Source organism: Robertkochia flava (assembly GCF_020166515.1).
In the GTDB taxonomy this organism is placed as follows: domain Bacteria; phylum Bacteroidota; class Bacteroidia; order Flavobacteriales; family Flavobacteriaceae; genus Robertkochia; species Robertkochia flava.
This window is the reverse complement of record NZ_JAINZT010000002.1, coordinates 749,179-767,884: the sequence shown is the minus strand read 5'-3', so window position 1 is coordinate 767,884 and position 18,706 is coordinate 749,179. Positions and strand designations below refer to the sequence as shown.

Annotated in this window: 13 protein-coding genes and 2 tRNA genes; 13 read left to right on the top strand and 2 right to left on the bottom strand. The window is 47.1% G+C overall.

From position 1 onward, the window contains the following. The first annotated feature begins 115 nt into the window (after positions 1 to 115). The 13 genes from mutS (at position 116) to K7R11_RS03750 (ending at position 14,315) form a co-directional block, all read left to right on the top strand. On the top strand, positions 116 to 2,725 hold the full coding sequence (mutS, locus tag K7R11_RS03810) for a DNA mismatch repair protein MutS (protein ID WP_224488768.1): 2,610 nt from the start codon (positions 116 to 118) through the stop codon (positions 2,723 to 2,725). Positions 2,726 to 3,094: 369 nt separating this feature from the next. Then, a tRNA-Gly gene (locus K7R11_RS03805) sits at positions 3,095 to 3,167 on the top strand. 76 nt (positions 3,168 to 3,243) lie between these two features. Continuing rightward, positions 3,244 to 3,329, top strand: a tRNA-Leu gene (locus tag K7R11_RS03800). A gap of 1,040 nt (positions 3,330 to 4,369) precedes the next feature. Beyond that, positions 4,370 to 5,443: a proline iminopeptidase-family hydrolase gene (locus K7R11_RS03795; RefSeq protein ID WP_224488767.1), complete on the top strand. Its 1,074-nt coding sequence runs from the start codon at positions 4,370 to 4,372 to the stop codon at positions 5,441 to 5,443. 3 nt (positions 5,444 to 5,446) lie between these two features. Next, a complete protein-coding gene (locus K7R11_RS03790) occupies positions 5,447 to 6,301 on the top strand; it encodes a PAS domain-containing protein (RefSeq protein ID WP_224488766.1) in 855 nt (284 codons plus the stop codon). Positions 6,302 to 6,546: 245 nt separating this feature from the next. After that, complete coding sequence (locus tag K7R11_RS03785; RefSeq protein ID WP_224488765.1) at positions 6,547 to 7,227, top strand: dioxygenase family protein; 681 nt, start codon at positions 6,547 to 6,549, stop codon at positions 7,225 to 7,227. 98 nt (positions 7,228 to 7,325) lie between these two features. Further along, a complete protein-coding gene (locus K7R11_RS03780) occupies positions 7,326 to 7,616 on the top strand; it encodes a hypothetical protein (protein ID WP_224488764.1) in 291 nt (96 codons plus the stop codon). A 163-nt stretch (positions 7,617 to 7,779) separates the two neighbouring features. After that, entirely contained in the window at positions 7,780 to 9,846 is a 2,067-nt protein-coding gene (locus tag K7R11_RS03775) for a S9 family peptidase (protein ID WP_224488761.1), read from the top strand. Between the two features lie 65 nt (positions 9,847 to 9,911). Beyond that, positions 9,912 to 10,610, top strand: coding sequence for a DUF6624 domain-containing protein (locus K7R11_RS03770; protein WP_224488759.1), 699 nt, complete (start codon positions 9,912 to 9,914; stop codon positions 10,608 to 10,610). Positions 10,611 to 10,665: 55 nt separating this feature from the next. Then, positions 10,666 to 11,319: a DUF4386 domain-containing protein gene (locus K7R11_RS03765; protein ID WP_224488757.1), complete on the top strand. Its 654-nt coding sequence runs from the start codon at positions 10,666 to 10,668 to the stop codon at positions 11,317 to 11,319. Between the two features lie 6 nt (positions 11,320 to 11,325). Then, on the top strand, positions 11,326 to 12,174 hold the full coding sequence (locus K7R11_RS03760) for a LytTR family DNA-binding domain-containing protein (protein ID WP_224488755.1): 849 nt from the start codon (positions 11,326 to 11,328) through the stop codon (positions 12,172 to 12,174). A 132-nt stretch (positions 12,175 to 12,306) separates the two neighbouring features. Further along, positions 12,307 to 13,221, top strand: coding sequence for a cupin domain-containing protein (locus tag K7R11_RS03755; RefSeq protein WP_224488753.1), 915 nt, complete (start codon positions 12,307 to 12,309; stop codon positions 13,219 to 13,221). Between the two features lie 182 nt (positions 13,222 to 13,403). Beyond that, positions 13,404 to 14,315, top strand: coding sequence for a CPBP family intramembrane glutamic endopeptidase (locus K7R11_RS03750; RefSeq protein ID WP_224488752.1), 912 nt, complete (start codon positions 13,404 to 13,406; stop codon positions 14,313 to 14,315). A 217-nt stretch (positions 14,316 to 14,532) separates the two neighbouring features. On the opposite strand, the gene K7R11_RS03745 is transcribed toward K7R11_RS03750, so the two are convergent. Further along, positions 14,533 to 15,861, bottom strand: a complete 1,329-nt coding sequence (locus K7R11_RS03745) for an aminotransferase class V-fold PLP-dependent enzyme (protein WP_224488751.1) — start codon at positions 15,859 to 15,861, stop codon at positions 14,533 to 14,535. 305 nt (positions 15,862 to 16,166) lie between these two features. Continuing rightward, the gene (locus K7R11_RS03740) at positions 16,167 to 18,575 is read right to left on the bottom strand and encodes a beta-glucosidase family protein (protein WP_224488750.1); all 2,409 of its coding nucleotides are present in this window, start codon (positions 18,573 to 18,575) and stop codon (positions 16,167 to 16,169) included. Between the last annotated feature and the right edge of the window lie 131 nt (positions 18,576 to 18,706).

Genomic DNA, 18,706 nt, shown 5'->3' with positions numbered 1-18,706 from the left:
AGTGGGGTGCTGCAGGAAAAAATAATCAACAACACCTGTTTATAAAGAATGGAGGGCAGGTCTGAAAACCGGGCAAAAAAACGTAAATTTGAGGTTCACCAAAAAGCAGACAGTTTTGGCAAAATCAGGCAAGAAAGAGACTCCGTTAATGAAGCAATACAACAGCATCAAGGCCAAATATCCGGATGCCTTGTTACTGTTCAGAGTGGGTGATTTTTATGAAACTTTTGGAGAAGATGCCGTTCGGGCAGCCAAGATCCTTGGCATAGTACTCACCCAGAGAAATAACGGGGGCGACCGGACCGAATTGGCCGGATTCCCTCATCATTCCCTTCACACCTACCTGCCGAAACTGGTAAAGGCCGGAGAGCGGGTCGCCATATGCGACCAGCTGGAAGACCCAAAGCAAACCAAGACCATCGTAAAACGCGGGGTTACCGAACTGGTCACTCCCGGAGTAGCCCTGAATGACGACATCCTGCGTTCGCGATCCAACAACTTTCTCTGCGCCGTACACTACGGCAAGAAAGAACTCGGAATAGCCTTTCTGGATGTATCCACCGGAGAATTTCTTACAGCCCAGGGCAATGAAGAACATATCGACAAGCTCCTGCAAAATTTTAATCCAAGTGAGGTCCTGATCTCCAAAAAACACAAGAAGGAGTACCTGGATACCTATCAGAAGGAGTACCATAGTTTTTTCCTGGAAGACTGGGTATACCAGGAAGACTATGCCCAGGAAACCCTGAACAAGCATTTTAAGACTTCCTCCCTGAAAGGGTTCGGGATCGACCACCTCAGGGAAGGCATCATTGCTGCAGGTGCAGCACTTCACTACCTCAGTGAAACCCAGCACACCCAGCTCAACCACATCAACACCATCAATCGTATTGCCCAGGAGTCCTATGTCTGGATGGACCGCTTTACGATCAGGAACCTGGAACTCTACCAGACCCCGCAGCAACAAGGGGTCACCCTGCTGGATGTGATCGACAAGACCATCTCTCCTATGGGAGGCCGACTGATGAAGCGATGGTTAGCACTGCCACTGAAAGACCCGAAACAGATCCTGGAGCGGCAGGAGATCACCGCCTTCCTGATCGGGGAGGAAACCCTCCTGGAGAAAATACTGCACCATATCAAACAACTCAGCGATATTGAACGCCTTATCTCCAAGGTTGCCACCGGAAAGATCAACCCCAGGGAGGTGATCCAGCTCAAGAATTCCCTGGAGGCCATTATTCCGCTGAAGCAACTGGCAATAAACAGCGAGAATGAAACCCTGAGTCGCCTGGGCCAACAGATCGGCGATTGCGAGGCTTTGAGAACCCGTATCAAGGAGATGCTCAACGAGGAAGCTCCGGTAAACATCGCTAAGGGAGATGCTATCGCCCAGGGATACTCTGAAGAACTTGACGAACTGCGCGCTCTGGCCTTTTCCGGAAAAGATTACCTGGATGCCATGCTGGAAAGGGAGATGAAGGCTACCGGGATCCCCTCTTTAAAAATATCGAGCAACAATGTTTTCGGCTACTATATCGAGGTGCGTAATACACATAAGGATAAAGTCCCTGAAGGATGGGTTCGCAAGCAAACCCTGGTAAGCGCAGAGCGATATATCACTGAAGAATTAAAGGAATACGAAGCAAAGATCCTCGGAGCAGAAGAAAAGATCGGCATCCTGGAACAACAGATCTTCACCCAGCTGGTCGTATGGATGCAGGAATACATTTCGGAGGTCAAGAAAAATGCTACCCTTGTGGCCCGGATCGACTGCCTGGCGGGCTTTGCTGTTCTGGCTAAGGAGAACAACTATACCCGCCCGAATGTGAACGACAGCTGTGACCTGGAGATCAAGGAAGGGCGTCATCCGGTAATTGAAAAACAACTCCCGCCGGGAGAACCTTATATTGCCAACGACGTGCGACTTGACAGGGATGCCCAGCAACTGATCATGATCACCGGGCCCAACATGAGTGGTAAATCGGCTATCCTTCGCCAGACCGCCCTAATCGTTCTGCTGGCACAGATGGGAAGTTTTGTGCCTGCCACCGCGGCAGATATAGGCGTGGTCGATAAGATTTTTACCCGGGTGGGTGCCAGCGACAATATTTCGATGGGGGAATCGACCTTTATGGTGGAAATGAATGAAACTGCCTCTATTCTTAATAACATCAGTGATCGCAGCCTGGTTTTACTCGATGAGATCGGACGCGGCACCAGCACCTATGACGGGATCTCGATTGCATGGGCCATAGCCGAATACCTTCACGAGCATCCGTCCCGGGCAAAGACGCTTTTTGCCACACATTACCACGAGCTTAACGAAATGAGCGAGACCTTTGAGCGCATAAAGAATTACAATGTCTCAGTAAAAGAACTGAAAGACAACGTACTCTTTCTCCGCAAACTGGTTCCGGGCGGCAGCGAACACAGCTTCGGGATCCATGTGGCCAGGATGGCGGGAATGCCCAACCAGGTGATTAACAGGGCGAATAAGATCCTTGCGAAACTGGAGAAGTCGCACAGCAGTGAAGAGCTCACCAGTAAATTACAGGATGCCAGGGATGAAATGCAACTGAGTTTCTTTAACCTGGACGATCCGCTTCTTGAGGAGATCAAACAGGAAATTCTGCACACAGACATCGATACCCTCACCCCGGTTGAAGCCCTGATGAAGCTCAATGAGATCAAGCGGATGTTATTAAAGAAAAAGCAGGCGTAGTGAGGTTCGAGAGCTGAGTTTCAGGGACGAGTTTGAGCAAGGAGTTCGAGGGACGAGTTTCAGGAACGAGTAATTAAGTACAGATATTAAACCCATCGTCTTCGCGAGGGAGCAACGTGACCGTGGCGACCTGCTGAAATGACTTAAGAGGTACGGGTTAAGGGTGGTTGGAGTCACCTTTTTGGAATTTGAAATTTTGATTTCGGGAATTAAATTTCCGATTTAGCATTTAACTTCAACTCGGCCTGCAGGTTGCTTTAAAATGGGAAAAATAATTTTCAAAAAATCTTTGCAATAAGGAGAATTGTTTTAAATTTGCGACCGCAATAAGGCCTGTTCCATCAGGCATTGCACGATCTTAACATCCATGCGAAAATAGCTCAGTTGGTAGAGCGCAACCTTGCCAAGGTTGAGGTCGCGGGTTCGAATCCCGTTTTTCGCTCAAAGGCCCGAAGAGGCATGTTCTTATAAATACGGGGTTGCATCAACCGCGTATTTTTTTTACCGATGCGAAAGCAGCTCGAGTGGTGGAATTGGTAGACACGCTGGACTTAAAATCCAGTGGGCAGCAATGTCCGTGCGGGTTCAAGTCCCGCCTCGAGTACAGATGCATAAAAAGCCGGAACTTGCGTTCCGGCTTTTTTGTTTTCAGGAGCCCGTCAAAAACTTGTTTTTGAAAGGGCGGATGGAAACAAAAAAGGAGGACCCGAAGGGGCCTGGCTTTTTATGTTCAACATGTTCGGACGGGACTCAGCGAGCTTAGCGAGCTAACACCGCCACGATAGTGATAGAGTTATGCAGTGATGCGGTTATACAGTAATGCCGTAAGAAATCACATCCCGAAGGAGCGGGGCTTTTTATACTAAACATGACGTTTTCGGGACTCAGCGAGCTTAGCGAGCTAACACCGCCACGATAGTGATAGAGTTATGCAGTGATGCGGTTATACAGTGATGCCGCAAGAAATCACATCCCGAAGGGGTCTGGCTTTTTATACTCAACATGACGTTTTCGGGACTCAGCGAGCTTAGCGAGCTAACACCGCCTAATTAAAGTAATGGAGTGACAAGGTGATGTTATGAAAACTTAGTACTGAAGGAATCTTAACCTTAAAAGCAATACCTGCACCCCCGCCCCCTTCCGTCAACGCCTTTGGCGTTGTACCCCATGTGCCATCAGGCTCCTTCGCTAAAATGGTTCACCGAACCATTTCTATACGCTCGACCCTCCCCTACAGGGGAAGGAACCCATCACCTGTAATCCATTTACGCGAGGTCCGGCTTATTATGCTCAACATGTTTGGGTGGGAGTCGGGAGTCGGGAGTCGGGAGTCGGGAGTCGGGAGTCGGGAGTCGGGAGTCGGGAGTCGGGAGTCGGGAGTCGGGAGTCGGGAGTCGGGAGTCGGGAGTCGGGAGTCGATAAAAATTTAGTTGTCCTGAATACCCAAAAACATTGTCATGTATTTACTTTTAAATTATTTTCTTACATTTAATAGGTGTAACTAAAATATTTTCAGCTATTTACCACAGCACACCCCACTAAAAACAACCTTTTTTCATTTGTTATAATACCGAATCAAAACTGTCTTTTGGTGTTATTTTAAACTACAAGAAAAAACCATCTTCCAACCAAATACCGCATTTCATGAAAAAATTGTTCCTCCTGATTATCCTGGCCCTTCTTGGCGCCAATTGCAATACGCAACAACCGGAATCCACCACAAAAACCGACACAGCAGACCAAAAATCAGGCTACCTGGATTATTCCGGACGGGATGATATCCTCAGCGGCGGGGTCAAAATGATCCCCATCACTACCCCAAAGGGAGAATTTGAGGTATGGACCAAACGCATTGGAAACAATCCTGATATGAAGGTACTGATCCTTCATGGCGGGCCCGGTGCAAACCATGAACTTTATGAAGTTTTCGACTCCTTTTTCCCGGCAGCCAACATCGAGTATTATTACTATGACCAATTGGAATCGGCCTTTAGTGATCAACCCAATGATCCGGATCTCTGGACCATCGACCACTTTGTAGAAGAGGTGGAACAAGTACGGCAGGCTCTGAACCTGGACAGCTCCAACTTCTACCTGTACGGGAATTCCTGGGGAGGGATCTTAGCCATGGAATATGCCTTTAAGTACCAGAACAACCTGAAGGGACTTATCATTTCCAACATGGTGTCCTCTGTGCCCGAATACAACAAATACGCTAACGAGGTACTCGCTCCGATGCTTCCGGAAGAAGTCCTGAAAGAAGTCAGGAAGTTGGAGGCGAATGAAGAATACGACAATCCAAGGTACAGTGAACTCCTATTCGAACACTATTATACCGAACACATTCTCCGGATGCCTCTGGAAGAATGGCCGGAACCGGTTATGAGAGGATTTTCAAGATTAAATTACGACATCTACCTGGCCATGCAGGGGCCCAGTGAATTTGGTATCGTAGGTGATGCTTCCCTGAAAGACTGGGATCGCAGCAAAGACCTGCCTCAAATTTCCGTTCCTACCCTGGTAATCGGCGCCGCTCACGATACCATGGACCCGAAACACATGGAATGGATGGCGGGTCAGGTAGAAAACGGCCAATACCTGCATTGCCCCAATGGAAGTCACCTGGCCATGTACGACGATGCCGACACCTATTTTACAGGGATGATAAAATTCATCAGGGAGGTTAATTCCGGAGCCTTTAACCAACCCTCATCCTGAAATATGGACTCGCTATTTAACAACACCTGGATCGTCAACATTCTATCCGGCCTGCTAACCTCGGTGATCCTGTTTGCCGGGGGCTTCTTTCTGGGTAAGCAAAGGGAACGAAAAAAGAGCAAGGGAAGATCCCTGGAAGAATATGAATTCTACCCCTTCATTGTTGATGAGCATGGCTTTCCCAATTTTGACCTTCCCAGGTTTAACGAAGGAGTAAGATACCTGCTCAAAAGCTATGACTTTTCAGCCGCCCGTCAGTTGTTGTTCATAGGAGAACAGAACAATGTGCGATTCTTCCTCACGGGAGATGAACTCCGCAATTACAAAAAATTCTTTAAGAAGTACAACGGCAACGAGGTTATAGACGACAACCTGGCCCACCTGGAGAACTACAAGACCCTGGTGAAGCTCATTGGAAAAACCTTCAGACACAGTGGTATTGAGATCCTGTTGCACAACCTGATGAATCCATCCAAATCAATCATCGCCCTGGAGAATCCGGTAACCGGACGTCAGATTGGGGATGGAACCACCATGCTTGTACTCGATCTTAAAAAGCGTAATGCCCTGAAGCAGGATAAACTTAATTATGAACTCAATATCGGAAGCAGAACCTTTAAGTGCACCACCATCCCGATCTACCGAAAGGATTTTGGACTCATAGGAGCCGTTTGCATTAACATCGACGTGAACTACATCAATGACCATGTCATGGAAACGATGGAAAATGTCCGGGATTTTTTCAGGGATTTTTGTGAAACTGAAATGGTCCTGGAAGAAAATATACTGAGCAAATACGAATACAAACTGGCCAGCGCCGGAAAACGGCATTTTAAAGACAGGGCTGGCGCCCATTAATATGAGAATGCGTTAAATCCTTACCAGACGGGAAGGAATTGGTTACAGCTGCATTTATCGCTTACCGATATTTACGATCAAAAAACAGGGCGCTATCCAGTAGATCTGCCTATTCTAGCATGGCTTAGTCAAAACCCCTTACCACCTTCGGCCTGGAAAATATTTTTTACCACACTGGTTATCTGACATTTAACTATCTTTACATTACCTATTGAATACTACCTGCCGTTAAAAATAAACAACCCATGAAAAGGCTCGAATTTCTCAAAAAAGGACTCTTTGGGATAGGTGGTGTTATAGGAATAAACACCCTTATTTCTTCAGGAAAGCAGCAACCGGATCCCACCAATACACCCTGCAACACCACCCCGACCGAAACCAGGGGACCCTTCCCAAATAAAACCCCGTTGGATTATGTAAGGGAAAATATCATAGGAAACCGGGTAGGCATTCCTCTGCAGATAGCACTGGAAGTTCTCGACAGCAAAAATAATTGCACCCCCATTAGCGGTGTAGCCATAGACATATGGCATTGTGATAATCATGGGAAATATTCTGAATACGGTAACCACCGCCTGCAACCTGAAGACCTGACGGCGGAGCATTTCTTAAGAGGACGGCAAATTACCGATGCCATGGGCAGGGCGAACTTCATCAGTATATTCCCCGGCTTCTACCCGGACAGGGCACCTCATATACACGTAGAGATCAAGGACCAACATGAAAACTCCCTGCTGATAACGCAAATTGCCTTTCCCGATACCCTTTGTGAAGAGGTTTACCAAACCCAACATTATGACGGAACCAATTTTCTGCACAACCTCTCGGATGGTATTTTCAAAGACAGCCTGGACCTGAACATGACCGAAACCATCACCGGGAATGTCAATGAAGGCTACAGCATGAAAAAGAAACTCATTATTTGATAAACTTTATCCACTTTCGGAGCCTGCAATTGCTCTTAATACAGGAATGAAAGGTAATTTCTATATTTGAGGATGTCTTGTTAAAATCCATTATGTTCATGAAAAATGAAATGAAATGGGTGGCCCTATGCATCCTGATAGCAGGAAGTTTCTGCCTGATAATAACAGGTGGCGACTTTGCTCCGGATACAGAGGTTACCCTGAATGTTCGCGACACCTACTACCTTATCCATCAACGGGTCTTATACCTCCTGTCCTCCCTGTTATTGCTGATACTGGTGTATTCAGGAAGGTTACTCTTCTATCGGTTCAGAAACCTGTGGGTTAACTTTATTTTTCTAACCTCCCTTTTCGGGCTCTTCGCAGCGATAACCCATCTCCTCTTTTAATAACACCGGCGACTCCGGCAAATCAAAAATTCAGGCAGGGGGCTCCTCACGTCATTTTTCTTAAACTCCCTTCCGGAAAACCACCGTCTATTTTCCAGCTCCGGATCATTTGACAATTATTCGTATATTATTTCGATTTTTTTCCTGACCTAAAACACTAAAAATGAAAGCTCTTTATTACTTCCTGCTCCTGGTCTTTGCCACCGGCATTCAAGTCAACGCCCAGGTTAAAACCAACCTTGAACCCATCGACATATTTGACATGGAATATGTCTCAGACCCCCGAATCTCGCCAGATGGATCGAAGATCATTTATGTGCGGAACTTTAAGGATATCATGACCGACAAAAACCTTTCCAACCTTTGGATGGTCAATGCTGACGGCACTAACAACCGTCCTTTAACCACAGGGAATCAAAACGATGTAGCGCCCCGGTGGTCTCATGACGGAAAAAAGGTGGTGTACCGCTCCAACCGGGAAGACGATAAAATGAAGCTTTACCTGATGTGGATGGATACCAGGGAAACGATGGCCCTTACCAATACTCCGGTTTCTCCGGGCACAGTTACCTGGTCGCCCGACGACAGCGCTCTTGCCTTTACCATGTTTGTGCCTAAAAAAAAGAGCTCCCTGATCAAAATGCCGGCCAAGCCTGAAGGGGCACAATGGAATGCTCCCCCGATCTATATTGACGATATGACCTACAGGGCCGACGGACGCGGTTATCTCCAACCCGGAAACACCCAGATCTTTACCCTGCCCATACAGGGAGGAACGCCCCGGCAACTCACCTTTAAGGATTTTGACCACGGCACCCCTGCCTGGTCTTCAGATGGTTCGCATTTGTTTTTCAGTGCCAACTTTCACGAAGAATCGGAAATGGAACCCCAGGATTCGGATATCTACCGCTTAACCATTAACACCGGCGAATTGAAAAAACTCACCGATCGCTACGGGCCGGATAGAAATCCGGTACTCTCTCCGGACGGTCAAAAGATCGCGTACCTCGGTTACGACGATGCACTCCTGGGCTACCAGCAGGCCAAACTTTACATCATGGATACCGACGGCAGCAACAGCCGTGAGATCCCAACCGGCCTGGACCGCAGTATTGAAGATATGGCCTGGAACGGCAACAAAGGGCTGTTCATACAGTATACGGATAAGGGCGAAACCAAACTGGCTTCTGTTAGTCTCAGCGGAAAAGTAACTCCCCTGGCAGGAAATCTGGGCGGGCTATCTCTGGGCAGACCTTATAATGCAGCCAGTTTCAGTGCGTCAGCAAACGGGCAGTTCGCCTATACCTACGGCACTCCCGAAAGTCCTGCCGATCTTGGCGCAGGCGACAGCAGGAAGCAAACAAGGATCACCCACCTCAACGACGACCTGTTCGCATTCAAGAACCGGGGAGCGGTTGAGGAACTCTGGTGGAAATCAAGTCACGACCAACGGGATATCCAGGGCTGGGTGGTAACTCCGCCCGATTTTGATCCGAATAAAGAATATCCGCTGATCCTGGAGATCCACGGTGGTCCCTTTACCAGCTATGGCTCGGTTTTCTCAGCAGAAGTTCAGGCTTATGCGGCTGCCGGTTATGTGGTACTGTATTCGAATCCGCGGGGAAGTACAAGCTACGGAATGGAATTCGGCAACCTCATCCACCACAACTATCCCAGTAACGACTATGAAGACCTTATGTCCGGGGTGGATGCCGTAATAGAAAAGGGCTTTATAGACACAGACAACCTCTTTGTAACGGGAGGCAGTGGTGGTGGTGTACTCACCGCCTGGATCGTTGGAAAGACCGACCGTTTTAAGGCGGCTGTAGTTGCCAAACCCGTGATCAACTGGACCAGCTTTGTACTCCACGCAGATAATCCGCAGTTCTTTTACAAATACTGGTTTGGGAAGAAGCCCTGGGAAGACCCTGAAAACTATTTTAAAAGGTCACCATTGAATTACGTTGGTAATGTAACCACCCCAACCATGCTGTTAACCGGGGAACAGGATTTCAGAACTCCTATCTCCGAGTCTGAGCAATTGTATGCAGCCCTGAAGATCGAAGGCGTGGAAACCGCCATGGTACGCATTCCAAATTCCGGCCATGGTATTGCCAACAAACCCAGCAACCTGGTAGCTAAGATCACCGCCATACTGGCCTGGTTCGAAAAATACCGCAATGTCGATAGTGAAAACGTGGCTTCCGGTACCGATAAAAAGGGGAAATAAAATATCAGGAACCAGAAAGATAAGAATCCCCTTTATTAAAAAAGATCATCACAAAAACCATCGCTATGAAAGCTGTCTATGCATTGGCGCTCATTTGCTTTTTTTCTGTATCGGCAACATCCCAAACGGTTAACCTCGAATTAAAAGCCGAATTGGATTCGATCATGACCCTTGACCAGGGGACCCGCCAATTGACGGACCAGAACATTACAAAGGAAAAGAAATCAGAAATTCTTCAAAAGATAGGGTATACCGAAAAAGAATTTGACGCGAATCCCTGGGGCATTATCACGAAGCACGATTCCCTCAACCAAAAAAGAATCTACGAGATCCTTGATCAATATGGATATCCCGGGAAATCCCTGGTGGGTACCCCTACGCATTTGTCTGCCTGGTTGGTTATTCAACATTCGGGTGCCATTGAAAAATACTTCCCATTGATCAAAGAGGCCGGAGAACAGGAAGAGCTTCCCATGCAATATGTTGGATTAATGGAAGACCGCCTCCTGATGCAACAGGGCAGGGAGCAGGTTTATGGCACACAGGCCTGGGGGTCTGCGCTAAAAAATGCTCCTAAGGGAAAAGGAGACCAGGTGTTCATTATCTGGCCGATCAAAGACCCGGAAACGGTAAACCAGCGCCGGGAGCAAGCGGGATTCACCAATACAGTGGAGGAATATGCCCGGCAAATGGAGATCGATTATAAGGTTTACACTCTTGAGGAGGTGAAAAATATGTTTAAACACCTCCCGGGAACGAATTAATAATCCCCGCTTAAAGGATCCGCCACCATAAAGATTACAGAGAGCAAATACCATTATGACCGTTAGTAGCTTTGCAATATCCGGGCAGCATCTAAGCCGAATCGCAGGATTTAGTTACCTGGTTATTTTTATTGCGGCCATTTTCGCCAACTTCTTTATGCTGGAATCCCTGAAAACACAACCACTTCTCACTGTACAGGAGGCAGATCTAACCGTGCGTCTGGGCATTCTAGCCTTTCTTATCACCGCGGTTTTTGATGTGGTGGTGGCCTGGGCCCTGCACCTGCTCTATCGGTCGCACCCGCTCACCGGATTAAGCACTCTTTTCCGGATGATGCACGCCGCTATCATGGGAGTGGCTGTTTTTAGTCTGCCCGAAGTTTTAACATCAGCAGACCCCTCTTTTATTTTACAACAGATCAACCAGTTTAATACGATCTGGCTCATTGGCTTGTTCTTCTTTGGTATCCATTTGATCCTGCTTGCCTTCATTATTAAAAGTCCGCGGTTTATCGCACTATTCCTGCTCCTGGCAGGGATAATGTATATGTCCGATACCGTAGCGCATTTTATGATTCCCGGCTACGACCAGTATAGTTATTTATTTTTATTACTGGTTGCCGTTCCCAGTCTTATCGGGGAAATGTCCCTGGCTGTATGGCTGATTATAAAAGGTGGAAAAGTAAGTGTTAAAGACACAATCCAATAACTAATTATGGAAAACTACGATCTTTCGTTTTACGATTCCAAAGCCTACAAGCTAACCCTCAGTGTGGTTATGGCGATTTTCTTTTATGCCTTTATCGTTTTCTTTCTTCCTTTCGGGGTAGATAACTACGACCCTAACCATGACTATGACATTTACTTCTTCAGAGAGATCTTTTATTTCTTTTTGGTCTTAATCCTTTGTTCCCTGGCTAATGAATTTCTTTTAAGACCACTTTTCTTCACCAAGGCTTCGCTCAAAAGGATCGTTTTGTGGAGCCTTTGGACCCTGTTATTCCTTGATACTGCCATATTCTTTACTTATAATTTCCTGGGCAATTGGCACGATCTGCGTTTCAGCAGTTACCAGGGTTTCTTAAGGGATGTTTCCGCGGTGTTGATCTTCCCCATGACAGGGGTATTTTTCTTTTTCCGGTACCGCTCTCTGCAAACCAGGATGGAGCACATTTTAACCGAAAAAGATTCGGCGGTCAATCCCGACAGATTGCTCCACTTCAAAGGAGCCGGTAATAAAGACGAGATCACCCTGGCTTCTTCGCGCTTTCTGTATGGAAGAGCCCAGGATAATTATGTAGAGCTGTTCTACCTCGAGCAAGGCAACGAATATAAATTTGTAATGAGGGGCAGCTTAAGCAAATTAGTAACACAAATAAATGACCCGGCAATTTGCCGTTGTCACCGTTCGTATTTGATCAATCTGGATCATGTAACGGGCATAAAGGGCTCTAAACTGGATACTACCCTTGTTCTTGACCCTTTTGACACTATGGTTCCTGTATCAAAAACCTACCGGGAGCCACTCTTAAAGAAGCTTCAGGAGCTCAAAGTAATGGGCTGACAAACATTTCACCACAAATAGAAACTTTTCACCACAACAAGCTAAACCCCCTGTAACTACGAGGGGTTTCACTCTTCTATATGGTGTGACCACAACGTACTATTAACCAAAAAACGAATTAAAATGAGAACTATGTATCACAAAAAAAGAAGCCTACTCCAATTCCTGTTCCCTGTACTTATATTGAGTTTCTTTTGTACTCAGGCACAGGAAAAAACAACAGAATCCATTCTAAGCGATTTTGTTGAGAGTTACAAAACTGACCCCATGGCCCATTCTGTTTATTTCGGTATTAAAGTGGGAGATGAATGGTGGCATGTCCGATCGGAAAGGACACAGGAAGCGTATAAGGTAGGAAAGAATAAGCAATATACCTTCCACAACTATGGACCTCACCAGGTGACCCTGCACCAGGGAAAACCCGAAACTCCTACCTGGTACTTTGATTTTGCAGGTAAAGAAGTGCTGGACAACCTCTATTCCGGGAAATGGACCGCAGCCACAGCCTCAGCCAAATCTTTCGGCACAGACCAGGTAGGTTTAAATATCCGCTCCATGGATGGCTTTTCCATAGGGGTAAGAGAAGATGCTCTGGGCTATGAGGTGATGGAACATTTCTGGAAAACCGGAATCGTAGAGATCACCCGCTTCGCAAGAGATGGTTCCCTGCCCACTCACGGGGTAGATCATGTCGGGCTTTACACCATGAAAGATAAGCGTATCGGATGGTTCAGCATCGGACCCGAGCAGGCCGCCAATGCCGAACGCGGACTTGATAAAGGCCAGGTTCCCAATTTAATTATCATTACCAAAGGAAAGGGTAAGGCTGAGCTCGGCGATGAAGTTATAGAATTAAAACCCGGAATGAGCGTATTTGTCCCCCCTTACGTCAGGCACGTGATCTACAACCCTTATGCCGAACCCATGGAAGGAATCGTAGTGCTGTTTGGAGACAACATCGATTTTGCCGAGGGAAAATCCTATATGGACTTCCTGGAGGAACAACACGATTTTTATAAGCATTACGACCTGAACGCTCGAAACTAGTGGTTTGTTGATGCTGAAGAGGTGAAACCGGGCTTATTACCGAGGTTCGGTTTCATCTTCATTCATCCGGGAAGCCCCTAAACCTCACGATCTGCAACATATACAGATGTGGTATTGTAACCATTCTAAACATTTAACGTCATACTATTAATCATCAATTAATCAATCAAAAAACCAACCTCATGCAACCTTTATTTATCAATCCTTCGGAAGCGAGACTGCGAACAGGATGGCGTATCCTACTATTTATAATCCTTTTTTGGACGCTTAGCGCAACTGCACTTATAATTAAACCCTTGCTGGGTGAAATCACAAAAAAAGAATACGTTCAGGATTACAGCCTGATAATCGTATCCGTCCTGGCTATTTCCACTACGATCGCTGTATTTCTCGGACGCAAATTTCTCGACAAAAAGACCCTGCTCTCCCTGGGCCTGCAATTTAACCGTACCGCTGTTAAAGACCTTGGGGTTGGGTTCCTTTTAAGCGGATTAATGGGCCTGACTTTTTTCACCATCCTGCTCGTTTTCGGTCTTATTCAGTTTCACGGAATTAATTTCAACCTTTACCCGGAACAGGAATTCACTACCGATTTCATCAGTTTTATGAGTACCATTTCACTTGGTTCACTATCCCTTATCTTACTGGAAAACATCCTTGTCGGATATTGGGAAGAAGTGGTCTTCAGGGGGTATCTTTTACAAAATTTCGCTGAAGGCATGGGATGGGTCCCGGCCATTGTTCTTTCCTGTATTATCTACGGTCTGCTACATGCCGCAAACCCCAATGCAGGACTGCTTTCCACTGTGATCATTATGGGATTTGGATTTTTGCGGATCTACGGGTACCTGACCACGAAAATGCTGTGGTTGTCTATGGGGATGCATATTGGATGGAATTTCTTCCAGGGTCCCGTTTTCGGGTTCACAGCCAGCGGCCATGAAAAGCCACGAATTTCCGAGATCACCTTTACTTCTGATAAATCCTGGCTTACAGGGGGAGAATTCGGGCCGGAAGGCAGTGTAATAATCATTCCGATATTGATATTTACCCTGTATATTATGAAGTTATATACTAAAAACAGGCACTGTTAATACCAATTCCAACTTTACTGCCTGTTACCATTCAGAATGGGGGCTTCATCCCGATGAATCAGATCAGGGGCCCTTTCGCTTACGTTCCGAAAAATACCTGAAGCAACTACAGGATTCTGCAATATAATTTTATTTTTCCGGGTTACCCCACTACCTGAGGATACCCTGGAATTTACTATTCATTTCGCTTCCTGGCCTTTAATCTGAATACCTAAAATCAGCCAGCCATCTCTTCTACAACAGCCAGGCACTTATCGACTTCTTCTTCGGTATTGATCACACAGGGCGTAAGCCTTGTGTAGCTTACCGCATAAGGAGAAGCGCTTGCAATAATGCCTTTCTCATGAAGTTTCTGAACCAGTTCGGGGGTTTGCATTCCCTTCACCATAAAGCAATTGATCCCGGCAGAAAGCCCTTCATCAGCGGGAGTAATAAGATCTACATGACCCATGCTCTGAAGTCCTGATTTAAGCCGGGTACTCAATTCAGTAGTCCGCTCATGTACCTTGTCTCTTCCCAGTTCACTTTGAAAATCAAAAGCTGCATTCAGTGCCCACCGATGATCAAAGGCGTGGAAACCACCGGGCGACATCAATTCGTTAAAGGTTGGCTGGGCAGGCGTATCAATACCCAGCCAGGTGTCATAAGCATACCTGGAAAATGCCGGAATGGTAGGCCTGACAAAATCCCATGCACTCTTTTTACCGTAGAGCACTCCCGTACCCCTGGGGCCAAAGATCCATTTATGGGTGCCTGCAGAAAAAAAGTCACATCCAAGGGCACTGATATCCTCGTCCTGGTTTCCAAACCCATGGACACCATCGACGACAAAATAGAGGCGGTCTTCATCACCCCGCCCCTGATTAACTTCTGCAATAACCTCAGATATGGCCCTTATCGGAAGTTTTACCCCCGTACAACTATGTACCCAGGTTACCACTACAACCCTGGTCTTATCAGAAATGGCTTTTCGTATATTGGAAGTCACTTCGTCTACCGAGACCGTGCGGGGATCCGCGTATTCATCAATCCTTCGATACACGGCGCCACTCTTCTCACATGCATATTTCACAGACATATCGGTAACGTAATGGTCGTGGGTGGTTTGCAGGACCTCGTCTCCGGGTTTCAGTTTCATACCGTTGAACAACAGGGAAGTTCCCATGGTCGTACTATCGGTCAGAGCGATCTCCTCCGGGTCTACATTCATGTATTTGCCGGCTGCTGCAGTTACCTCTTTCTCGGCCGTCATAAAGTGCTCTTCCCAATACGTTGCCGGACTCTCATTATAGGCCGTTCTGTGTTTGGCAATAGCCTCCTTTACAGGAAGCGGGTGGGAAGCCAACAGCATCTGAGACATCTGTATCCTGGAATGGTCCAGTTCAAACTGGGTACGTACCCAATCCCAGGAAGATGTATCCAAGACAGGGGCTATACCCTGAGCAGCAGGCTGGGCGGCAGTATCCCAGGTGGTTAATACGGAAGGAAAGAATCCTGCGAGTCCCATGGTCAGGCCGGAGGAATTGATAAATTTACGACGGTTCATCTTATTTCAGGTTAGGAATTAATGAACCTGTAAATTAGTGATTTTAAAGCATATATATGCTTATGTGTTTAATTTTGAGAAAGTTAAAAGGATTTCCAGGTCCTGTTCAGCAACCCCTTCCGTCAGTGCTTATGCACTGCCACCTTCCCCTCGTTCAGGGGAAGGGGAACGTAATTGCAATAAGCGAACTGTCGCTTTAAAGCGTAACTCTTATAATTACGCCCAAAGCATGAACACCTTCCGTCAGTGCTTATGCACTGCCACCTTCCCCTGAAACAGGGGAAGGGGTAGTTAATTCTAAAGGATTAGAGGGAGATCTCGGTAGTGGTCTTTATATCACGGGAAGAGGTTCCGATCCGGATCTCGTATCTGCCTTCTTCCACCACCCAGCGGGATGCTTTCTCATCCCAGTAGGCGAGGTCTGAAACCGGGATCTTCATGGAAATCACAGCTTCCTGGCCAGGTTCCAGTAAGGCGGTCTTTTCGAAGGCTTTAAGTTCCTTTTCCGGCCTGTCGACCATGGAATCCGGTTTGGACACATAGACCTGAAACACTTCCTTACCGGGAAATTTCCCCGAATTTTTCACCTCCAGAGTCACCCTTACGGTATCGTTAGCAAGACTAATTTCAGGAACTCCATAGCTAAAAGTGGTATACGACAACCCATACCCAAAGGGGTAGGATACCTCCAGTCCCTTCTTATCGAAATGACGATAGCCTACATAAATGCCTTCTTCATAATCGGTAAAATCATGATTACGCACTTCGGCGCTTTTTTTAGCCGGACCGCTAAAAATGAGGTCGGTCAGGCTCATCGGTTCCCCGTCAAGCGGAAAATTGGAGTGGGAAGCGTGATCGCTTACCGCAACAGGAAAGGTCACCGGAAGTTTACCGCTTGGGGTTGTCTTCCCGCTCAGGATATCTGCCACTGCATTTCCCCCTTCCTGTCCGCCCTGCCAGGCGAGCAGAATGGCATCGGGAAGCGATTTCCAGGAAGCCGTTTCGATTACCCCACCGATATTTAATACTACAATGACCCTTTTCCCCTGCCGGTGAAATACCTCGCAGGTATTCCTGATCATTTCCTGTTCTTCGGCTGTCAGTAAAAAATCATCCACCTCTACCCTGTCGCCACCTTCCCCCGCGTTACGACCAATGGTAATCACAGCCACATCCGATGTTGCAGCCAGTTTATTGAGTTGAGCAAAGGTATAGGTGAGTTGCGGCGGCTGATAAGGGGTAAACATAGCATCGATTCCTTCAGGCTTTACAAAGGCTTCCGGCTGTGTTTTTTTAAGGGCCTCATACATATCCCTGGCTTCGCGGTTAATGGTGTAGCCTGCATTTATTAAACCTTCCTCCAGGGAAACCGTGTACGCCTCATTTACATCGCCGGAACCCGTACCTCCTGCGATAAAGTCATAGGAGGTAACACCCAGTAAGGCCACATTAAGCGCCGGTGGCAAGGGCAGCGTTTTCTTGTTCCTGAGCAGCACCATGCCCTCGGATGCAGACAAGCGGGTAATTTCGGCATGAGCTTCCAGGTCCGGGTTGTTATCATAGGCGTAATTCTCCATTTTCCCGGAGGTAATGATAAGTTTCAGTATCCGACGCACCGCCGTATCAATATCCCCTTCCGACAGACTTCCATCGTTGTAAGCGTCCTTTAAGGCATCCCACTGTTTTTTGGTTCCGGGCTCCAACAGATCATTTCCCGCTTTGATCATGGCCGGGGCATCTTCACCTCCGAACCAGTCTGACATCACCAGGCCTTCAAATTGCCATTCATCTCTCAACACCCCGGTCAACAGTTTCCTGCTTTCGGCAGTATACGTGCCATTTACCATATTATACGACGACATTATCGTAGCTGGCTGCGCCTTTTTAACGATGATCTCAAAGCCTTTGAGATAGATCTCGCGCAGGGCGCGTTCCGAGATACGCACATCGTTGTATTTGCGATTGGTTTCCTGGTTGTTGGCCACAAAATGCTTTACCGAGGTTCCCACCCCGCTGGCTTCTATCCCATTAACCATGGCAGCGCCCATATCTCCCGACAAAACCGGGTCTTCAGAATAGTATTCAAAATTTCTTCCGCAAAAAGGATGACGATGAATGTTTGCCCCTGGCCCCAGGATCACATCAATCCCATATGCCTTCGCCTCGTCGCCCATGGCAGCTCCAACCGCTTCTACAAGATCCGCATTCCAGGTGGAAGCAAGAAGGGTGGCTATGGGAAAAGCCGTACAGTAATAGCTGCGCTCTTCCCCTTCCCGGGTAGGTTCTATGCGCAATCCCGCAGGTCCGTCAGAAAGGTATAAGGCTGGCAGTCCTAACCGGGGAGTAGGCACTATGGTTCCCACAGCTCCGGGTATGCCCTCTCCCGGATCAACACTTCCCATGGCCGAAGCAAGACCTGAACCCTTTAACAGGTGGATCTTTTCTTCTGTTGTCATCCGGGCCAGCACATCCTCCACCCGTGCATCGACGGGCAAACGACTATCCTCATAGGCATCCAGCGTACCATTTCCATTGCGGTCTGTAAAAGTAAAGCCCTCACTGTTTAGCTCCGGAAAACTCCTTTTCTCTGTAAAGTCGTTTTCAAAATCCAGGAATTCGGATTTCACATAGATCCAACCTCCAAGGGCAACAACGGCAAGCAATAAGAGTAGTATTCCAAGGATGCGGAGGGTTATTCGAACAGATCTCTTCAAGGTATTTCGGGTTTCAGTTTCCTTAAATATAAAGAAAAGCAAGTATTGGACGTTTTAACTTACTGTATTTCGAATATATCCATATATTAGAATCAGGGTACCAATCCCCATTGAACCCTGAGTTTACCATA

Coding starts and splice junctions, on each gene's coding strand:
- K7R11_RS03795 (WP_224488767.1), top strand. CDS start 4,370: ATGAAAAAATTGTTCCTCCTGATTATCCTGGCCCTTCTTGGCGCCAAT.
- K7R11_RS03790 (WP_224488766.1), top strand. CDS start 5,447: ATGGACTCGCTATTTAACAACACCTGGATCGTCAACATTCTATCCGGC.
- K7R11_RS03785 (WP_224488765.1), top strand. CDS start 6,547: ATGAAAAGGCTCGAATTTCTCAAAAAAGGACTCTTTGGGATAGGTGGT.
- K7R11_RS03780 (WP_224488764.1), top strand. CDS start 7,326: ATGAAAAATGAAATGAAATGGGTGGCCCTATGCATCCTGATAGCAGGA.
- K7R11_RS03775 (WP_224488761.1), top strand. CDS start 7,780: ATGAAAGCTCTTTATTACTTCCTGCTCCTGGTCTTTGCCACCGGCATT.
- K7R11_RS03770 (WP_224488759.1), top strand. CDS start 9,912: ATGAAAGCTGTCTATGCATTGGCGCTCATTTGCTTTTTTTCTGTATCG.
- K7R11_RS03765 (WP_224488757.1), top strand. CDS start 10,666: ATGACCGTTAGTAGCTTTGCAATATCCGGGCAGCATCTAAGCCGAATC.
- K7R11_RS03760 (WP_224488755.1), top strand. CDS start 11,326: ATGGAAAACTACGATCTTTCGTTTTACGATTCCAAAGCCTACAAGCTA.
- K7R11_RS03755 (WP_224488753.1), top strand. CDS start 12,307: ATGTATCACAAAAAAAGAAGCCTACTCCAATTCCTGTTCCCTGTACTT.
- K7R11_RS03750 (WP_224488752.1), top strand. CDS start 13,404: ATGCAACCTTTATTTATCAATCCTTCGGAAGCGAGACTGCGAACAGGA.
- K7R11_RS03745 (WP_224488751.1), bottom strand. CDS start 15,861: ATGAACCGTCGTAAATTTATCAATTCCTCCGGCCTGACCATGGGACTC.